This window comes from Sphingopyxis sp., from assembly GCF_036402335.1.
Taxonomy (GTDB): Bacteria; Pseudomonadota; Alphaproteobacteria; order Sphingomonadales; family Sphingomonadaceae; genus Sphingopyxis.
Genome location: NZ_DASWTD010000295.1, coordinates 1 through 7,395 on the forward strand (window position 1 = coordinate 1; position 7,395 = coordinate 7,395).

Here is a 7,395-nt window from a genome sequence, read left to right on the forward strand (position 1 = left end):
ATTATCCGGCCATGCCAGCCTTCATTTCGGCTCTTTCATCGGGTGGACAAAAGCGTTTGCCGGCCGGTGTGGGCAAACGCTCAGGGCCGGGCGCTTCCAGCACCCGGCAGGGTCAAATGGAACGGCGCACAAGGCTGACCTTTACTGACCTTTGGACAATGTTGCAGCGGCAGCCCTCCACCTCATAACAGACAAACAAAAGCCCGCCGGAGCCAATCCACCGGTGGGCTTTGTCATTCGAGAGCCGCGCGACCTATTCGGCGCGCGCCGGAATATCCGTCATCAGCGTGTGAAGCTCGCCGGCTTCCCACATTTCCATCATGATGTCCGATCCGCCGACGAATTCGCCCTTCACATAAAGCTGGGGGATCGTCGGCCAGTCCGAAAATTCCTTGATGCCCTGGCGCACTTCCATGTCCTGCAGCACATCGACGGTTTCATATTCGACGCCGAGGCGGTCGAGCATCGCGATCGCGCGCGAGGAAAAGCCGCACTGCGGGAACAAAGGCGTGCCCTTCATGAAGAGGAGGACGGGGTTGTCGGCGACCAGCTTGGCGATGCGGTCGTGAGTGGTCGGGTCGGTCATAGTCAGTCTCCGGTGGCGCCCGGCGCCGCAAATTTCGTGTCAGCCCCTTATGAGGGGATGGCGGTCGTCAATTGCAAGGCATGAAGTTCGCCGCCCATCCGCCCGCCAAGTGCGGCATAGACCGCCTTGTGCTGTGCGACGCGCGTCATACCGCGGAAGGTTTCGCTGACGACATGCGCCGCATAATGGTCGTTGTCGCCAGCGAGGTCGGTGACCCTGACCTCGGCATCGGGGAACGCCGCGACGATCATCGCCCGCAAATCATCCTCGCGCATGCCCATCGCGACGGCCTCAGTTCTGCTTGTCGATGAACTGGCGGCGCGCCTCGACCGCCTTTTCGTTCAGCGCCGCGCGGATTTCGGCGTCGCTGATCTCGACCTGCGCCGCGGTCAGGTCGCCCGCGAGCTTGCGGATGACATCCTCGTCGCCCGCTTCCTCGAAATCGGCCTGTACGACCGCCTTAGCATAGGCGTCGGTTTCCTCGGGCGTCAGCCCCATGCGTTCGGCCGCCCATTCGCCGACCAGCCGGTTGCGGCGCGCGGTAATCCGGAACTGAACCTCCTGGTCGCGTGCAAATTCCGCCTCGAAGGCGCGTTCACGATCGTCGAATCCGCTCATCTTGTCCTCGTCCGAATGAATGTCGCCTTGCAGATAGGTTGCGCGTCCCGGCGGCGCAAGCCGCGTGTGCGGCAGATCACTTCCCTTTCGCTTACGAAGGGTTTAGGGTCCGAAGTCAGGGAATGGGTCGTACCGCAGCAATAAAAGACTGCGCCTTGCCGGCAGTGCGCCGGCACGGTGTTTCTCTGCTTGTGTTTGGGGGATTGGTGATGACCGCTCGACGTCCGCATCTCGTGCCGATTCTGGCGTTGCTGGCTTTGGCCGCGCCCGGCACTGCGCTTGCGCGGGGGGACGACCTCACACTCCGCGACAGTTTCTCGATCGGCGATCAGGGCGGCTCGCTGTGCGAGGTGCAGGCGACGGTTCGCGACGGCGTGATCAAGGGCATGTTCGACCGCGCCTGGACGATCATCTGCCGCGATGCGAGCCAGCCCGTCGGCACCGTCCGCTTGCTGCGCGCGAGCGAAGCCGAGGCGCGGACGCGGATCGAACAGGGCCGCGCCGGCACGATCCGTTGCGCCGCCGATGGCGCCTGCACCGTCGGCGACAGCAATATCGCCTGGACAACGCGTGTCGAAGCGGCCGGAAGCAATGTCTATAGCGTCGAGGGCTTCGCGGCTTACGGCGATGCGCTGGGTCTCGCGCTCGAATCGATCCGCCAGCGCAAGGTCGTACCGGGCGTGATCAAGGTTGCGACGACTTCGGTCGGCGGCAACGACGGCTTCGCCCGCACCCTCGCCGGCACGATCGACGTCGACAAGGCGCTGGCCGAGGGATACCGGCGCAACCACAGCGGCGATTATGCCGAGGCGGCCGAATTTTTCGAGGCGCTCTCGCGCCGCGCGCTGGACGAACAATCCGCCGCCGATATCGATCCGACGGAATTCACGCTGAACCGCGCGCTCCAGCGTTCGAACCTCGGCGAATTTGCCGAGGCCGAACGCCTGTTCGCAGAAGCGGAGGCAATCCCGACCGCAGACCCCGTCCAGCTCCGCCTGCGCCGCAATTTCCGCGCGATCAACGCGCTGAACCAGCGCGACTACGATGGCGCCGCCGACCTGCTGCAAAGGCCGATCCCGCCGCTCTCCAACGCCGTGACGACGACCGGCGGCGCGGTGACGCTGACGCCCGAAATCGTCGCCGGCGTGAACAGCGGCAGCAATGCCCGCGCCGTCCGCCAGACCTCCGACCGCGAACGGCTGACCCCGCTCGAACGCGCGAAGATCATCGACGCGCAGGCCGTGCATCTGCTCGGCACCGTCGAACGGCTGCGCGGCAATGCGCAGGCGGCGGAGGCGGCGCAGCTCAAGGGCCTGACCGACGCTCTCGCGGTTCGTGAAGGCCGCGTCACCTCGATCATCCGCCTGCGCTCGCAGATGCTGGGCGAACTTGCGCTCGCCGAAGAAGCGCAGGGCAATAATGCCGCCGCCGACGCGCGCTTCCTCGAATCGATCAATGCGCTGGCGATTGAATATCCCGAAACCAACGCGCTCGCCTCGGCGCGCGCGCGCTATGCCGCTTTCCTGACCCGCCGCGGGCAGGACGACAAGGCGCTCGCGATATACCGCGAGGTCGTCGCGGCGCTCGCAAGCTCGCAGCGCTCGACCACCGGCATGGCGAATATGATGGCGCCCTATTACCGGCTGCTCGCCAGCCGCGCGGCGACCGACCAGAGTGCGATCGGCGATTTCTTCGTCGCCAGTCAGTTGCAGGTCCGCCCCGGCGTCGCCGACACGCAGGCGGTGCTCGCGCGCGAGCTGTCGAGCGGGAGCGACGACGGCGCACGCCTTTTCAGGCAGGCGACGACGCTGAACCGCGATATCGAACGCGCGCGGATCGAGGACGCACGCCTCGCGCAGCTTCCGGCGTCACCCGAAATCAATGCGCTGCGCGCCGACCTCAAGACCCAGCTCGACAATCTCGGCTTCCAGCAGGCGGAGACGGTCGTCGCGCTGTCGGCCTTCCCGCAATATCGCGTCGTGGCGCCGGGCAAGCTCGATCTGGCCGAATTGCAGCAGGTGCTGCGCCCCGACGAAGCCTATCTGAAAATGCTTGTCGTCGGCGACGCGGTCTATGCGATGCTCATCGAACAGGGCGGCGCCAAGCTCTGGAAATCGGATATCACCGCCGCGGGGCTCGACACCGCGGTCGACACGATCCGTTCGACCATCTCGATCGTCGAGAACGGCCGCCGCGTCACCTATCCCTTCGACGCCGCCACGGCGTACAAGCTTTACGGCCAGCTGTTCGGACCGGTCGCGGCGCGGCTGCCGACCGTCCCGCACCTGATCTTCGAACCCGACGGCGGCATGCTGCGGCTCCCGGTCAACCTGCTCGTCACCGCCGATACCGGGCTTGCCGCCTATGAACAGCGCCTACTCGACCCCGACGCCGATCCGTTCGACATGCGCCAGATCGCGTGGCTGGGCCGGACGACGCGGCCGAGCACCGCGGTCTCGACCCTCGGCTTCCGCAATGCGCGGCAGACGGCACCGTCGAAGGCGGCGAGTCAATATTTCGGGCTCGGCGAAAACCTGCCCGTCAGCGGCCGGCTGCCTTCGCTCGGCACACGCGGCGCGGCGGGCGGCAGCGTCGATGGCGATTGCCTGTGGGACGTGTCGCAATGGGCGCGGCCGGTTTCGGCCGACGAACTGGTCACGGCGCGCAATGCGATGGGACGCGAGGCGGCGACGTTGCTCACCGGCGGTGCCTTTACCGACACCGCGGTGAAAAACCGCACCGACCTTAATGATTACCGGATCATCCATTTCGCAACCCACGGGCTGGTCACGGCGCCCCGCCCCGCCTGCCCGGCGCGGCCCGCGCTCGTTACCTCGTTCGGCGACAGCGATTCGGACGGGCTTTTGACCTTCCAGGAAATCTTCGACCTCAAGATCGACGCCGATCTCGTGATCCTCTCGGCGTGCGACACCGCCGGTGCGGCGTCGGTTTCGGCAACGCGCGAGGCGGGGCTGGCAAGCGGTGGGGGCAATGCGCTCGACGGGCTGGTCCGCAGCTTCATCGGTGCGGGCGGCCGGTCGGTTATCGCCAGCCACTGGCCGGCTCCCGACGATTTCGACGCGACCAAGCGCCTGATCGGCGGGCTGTTCACCGCCAATCAGGGAACGAGCATCGCCGATGCCCTGTGGGGTACGCAGATGCGGCTGATGGACGACAAACAAACGTCGCATCCCTATTATTGGGCGGGCTTCGCAATCATCGGCGACGGAGGGCAGGCGCTGCTGCACAGCGGCACTGTGACCGCGCAACGCGGGGAAACCGCAGGCCGCGCCGCCCGCTGATCCGATGACAACAACCGAAACGATCCTTCCCGCGACGGACCCCGCCGCGCCGGACGGCCAGCAGGCCGCCGTGCCGCTACGCAAGCGGGTACGCCGGCTGGTCATGCAGCTCGGCCCGTCGCGGATGGCGGCGACGATGCTGTTTTTGCTCGTCGCCGTGCTGATCGCGCGCTTCAGCTGGCAGATGCCGCTCGTCGATGCCGCCGAGCGCGCGCTTTACGACGCGCGCGCGACGCTGATGGCGCCGCATGTCGAGCAGGACAAGCGCATCACCCTCGTCACCTATAATGACGAGACGCTGTTCAACACCGGTATCCGGTCGCCGCTCGACCGGACGCTCCTCGCCAATGCGCTCGGCAATCTCGACCAGATGGGCGCCAAGGCGATCGGCATCGATATCGCCTTCGACTCGCCGCGCCCCGACGACGATGTACTGAAGGCGCAGCTGCGCGCGATGAAGACGCCGACGTGGCTCGCCTATGCCGAACAGGCGAGCAACCCGAACACGATCTTCTACGAACAGCAAAAATTCCTCGAGGCCTTCATCGCGGACGTCACGACGGACAAGACGAAGCCGACGAGCGTGCTGTTCCGCAACGACGACGACGACGTCATCCGCAACTGGCCCCACCGGCCAAAGAATTTGCCGCCACTGATGGCCAACGCGCTCGCCCCCGTCGACCCTGCACACGCGAATTTCCAGGGCAATATCCGCTTCCTCGTCCCCGCGCGCGCCGCGAAGGGACAGGAGGAACCGGTCTTTGCCAATATCCCGATCGACACCTTTGCGATGCCGATGGACGCCGATATGCGCGCGGGTTTTTCGGAGCTGGTCAAGGGTCGCTACGTCCTGATCGGCGGCGACATCATCGACAACGACCAGTTCAACACGCCGCTCAGCCGCTTTCCCGACGCGATCACCGGCCAGCATGAAACGATGATCGGGCTGGAGGTCCACGCCCATATGCTGGCGCAGCAACTCGACAAGGCCTGGTCGCACCCGCTGCCGGGCCCGGTGCTGTGGGCGCTCGCGGCCCTCGTCGTCCTCGCGGGCGGGCTGACCAGCCTCATCGACCTGCGCGCGCGCTGGGTCGCGGTGGCCTTCTTCGGCCAGATGGCCTTCTTTGTGGCTTTTCCCTTCTGGCTTCAGGGCCGGGGCGTCGACACGACGACGCTGCCGACCTTCGGCTGGGCGATCGGCTGGCTGTTCGGTTATGCCGCGGTCGGCACCGCGGCGCGCACCGTCGGGTCGCGCCAGCGCGCCTTTGCGCAGTCGGCGCTCGGCAAATATCTGCCCGCCGACGTCGCGGCACAGATCATGCGCGATCCCGACCAGCTCTCGCTCCACGGCGAACGGCGCAACATCTTTTGCGTCTTCACCGACCTCGAAGGTTTCACCAAGCTCAGTCACGCGACGACACCGGAAACCGTTGCGCGCCTGCTCAACGAATATCTCGACCGGCTGAGCGACATCGTTCTGCAGCATGGCGGCACCATCGACAAATTCGTCGGCGATGCCATCGTTGCCTTCTGGGGGGCACCGCTCAGCCGGCCCGACGACGGACCGCGGGCGGCGGCGGCCGCGATCGCCCTGTACCAAGCGGGCGAGAAATTCCGGACCGACCTCGCCGAAGGCGTCCCGCCGCTTGGCATGACCCGCGTCGGACTCCACGTCGGCGACGCGATCGTCGGCAATTTCGGCGGCGAAGGGCGCATCCAGTACACGGCGCTCGGCGACAGCATGAACACGGCATCGCGGCTGGAGGCGGCGAACAAGGAATTGAAAACGGGCGTCCTGATCTCGGCCGAAGCTGCGGCGCGATCGGGCCGCGACGATCTGGTGCCGATGGGGCGGGTGACGCTGCGCGGCCGCGCACAGCCGGTCGACGTCTTCACGCCGCGCCCCGATCTTGTCCCGGAACGGCGCGCCCGCATCGCGGCGCTTGTCGCGGCGCACGTCGCGGGCGATAAAAATGCCCGTGTGACCGGCGCCACAGCGCTGGCGGGCGAATTCGCTCAGGATGCATCGATCATGTTCCTGATAGAACGCCTGGAAGAGACCGAAAAAGGAGAAAGCTATGTCCTTTCCTGACTTCCGGATGCGCCGCATCGGCCTCACCGCCGCTGCCGCGATCATCGCGGTTGCCGTCGCCGGGACCGCCGCCGCGCAATCGATGGTTGTCCGCTCGACCGGGCCGTCGGCCGGCAAATATCCGACCGGCGCGAAGCTCAAATCCGGCGACAAGCTCACCCTCGTCGCGGGCGACAAGGTCGTGCTGATGCAGGCGGGCAAGACCCGTACCCTGTCGGGGCCCGGCACCTTCGGCGCCAGCGGCACAATCCAGGCCAGCCAGTCGATGAGCGGCACGGTAACACGGATGCTCGCCAAAGGGCCAACGATGCGGTCGCGCGGCGGGTTTTCGCGCGGCTCCGATGATCCGGCGCCGGTCGAGGCCCGCGCGCCCAACCTGTGGCTGCTCGATTATCGCGAAGGCGGCACTTTCTGCGTCGCCGATCCCGCGACGCTGCTGTTGTGGCGCCCCAATATGGAAGGCGACACCGCCCTCGAGATCGAAAGCGCGGGCAAAAAGACCACCGTGGCGCTGGTCGACGGAGCCAATTTCCGCAAATGGCCCACCGACATCCTGCCCGTGCAGAACGGCGTCGACTATCGCCTGTCGGGTGGCGGCCTCGCCGCGCCGGTGACCGTACGTTTCGCAAGGATCGATGCGGTCCCCGATACGGTCGAGGGATCGATCGACATGCTGATGACCAAGGGGTGCGCGCCGCAGCTCAACCGGCTGGTCGATACGATGTCGGAGGCAGAAGCGGGGTAAGCCGAAAGGACCGGGCGGCCATTGTACCCGCCGGGTCCATCTGATAATATCC

Annotated in this window: 6 protein-coding genes; 3 read left to right on the forward strand and 3 right to left on the reverse strand. The window is 66.3% G+C overall.

Annotated elements, in window-relative coordinates; genetic code table 11:
• Positions 1-253: 253 nt before the first annotated feature.
• From grxD to VGD20_RS09200, 3 genes are read right to left on the reverse strand one after another with little or no spacing between them, the layout of a single operon-like run.
• Positions 254-586 carry a Grx4 family monothiol glutaredoxin gene (grxD, locus tag VGD20_RS09190; RefSeq protein ID WP_331134151.1) on the reverse strand — a complete coding sequence of 111 codons (333 nt, stop codon included), beginning with the start codon at positions 584-586 and terminating at the stop codon, positions 254-256.
• 47 nt (positions 587-633) lie between these two features.
• Positions 634-867, reverse strand: a complete 234-nt coding sequence (locus VGD20_RS09195; protein ID WP_331134152.1) for a BolA family transcriptional regulator — start codon at positions 865-867, stop codon at positions 634-636.
• A gap of 10 nt (positions 868-877) precedes the next feature.
• Positions 878-1,204 (reverse strand): DUF1476 domain-containing protein, encoded by a 327-nt coding sequence (locus VGD20_RS09200; RefSeq protein WP_331134153.1) that lies wholly within the window; start codon positions 1,202-1,204, stop codon positions 878-880.
• 209 nt (positions 1,205-1,413) lie between these two features.
• Between VGD20_RS09200 and VGD20_RS09205 the strand changes: the two genes are divergently transcribed.
• From VGD20_RS09205 to VGD20_RS09215, 3 genes are read left to right on the forward strand one after another with little or no spacing between them, the layout of a single operon-like run.
• Positions 1,414-4,506, forward strand: a complete 3,093-nt coding sequence (locus tag VGD20_RS09205) for a CHAT domain-containing protein (RefSeq protein ID WP_331134154.1) — start codon at positions 1,414-1,416, stop codon at positions 4,504-4,506.
• 4 nt (positions 4,507-4,510) lie between these two features.
• Positions 4,511-6,598 (forward strand): adenylate/guanylate cyclase domain-containing protein, encoded by a 2,088-nt coding sequence (locus tag VGD20_RS09210; RefSeq protein ID WP_331134155.1) that lies wholly within the window; start codon positions 4,511-4,513, stop codon positions 6,596-6,598.
• Positions 6,585-7,343, forward strand: a complete 759-nt coding sequence (locus VGD20_RS09215) for a hypothetical protein (protein ID WP_331134156.1) — start codon at positions 6,585-6,587, stop codon at positions 7,341-7,343. The genes VGD20_RS09210 and VGD20_RS09215 overlap by 14 nt, the downstream gene beginning before the upstream one ends.
• Positions 7,344-7,395: the final 52 nt, after the last annotated feature.

Coding starts and splice junctions, on each gene's coding strand:
- grxD (WP_331134151.1), bottom strand. CDS start 586: ATGACCGACCCGACCACTCACGACCGCATCGCCAAGCTGGTCGCCGAC.
- VGD20_RS09195 (WP_331134152.1), bottom strand. CDS start 867: ATGGGCATGCGCGAGGATGATTTGCGGGCGATGATCGTCGCGGCGTTC.
- VGD20_RS09200 (WP_331134153.1), bottom strand. CDS start 1,204: ATGAGCGGATTCGACGATCGTGAACGCGCCTTCGAGGCGGAATTTGCA.
- VGD20_RS09205 (WP_331134154.1), top strand. CDS start 1,414: ATGACCGCTCGACGTCCGCATCTCGTGCCGATTCTGGCGTTGCTGGCT.
- VGD20_RS09210 (WP_331134155.1), top strand. CDS start 4,511: ATGACAACAACCGAAACGATCCTTCCCGCGACGGACCCCGCCGCGCCG.
- VGD20_RS09215 (WP_331134156.1), top strand. CDS start 6,585: ATGTCCTTTCCTGACTTCCGGATGCGCCGCATCGGCCTCACCGCCGCT.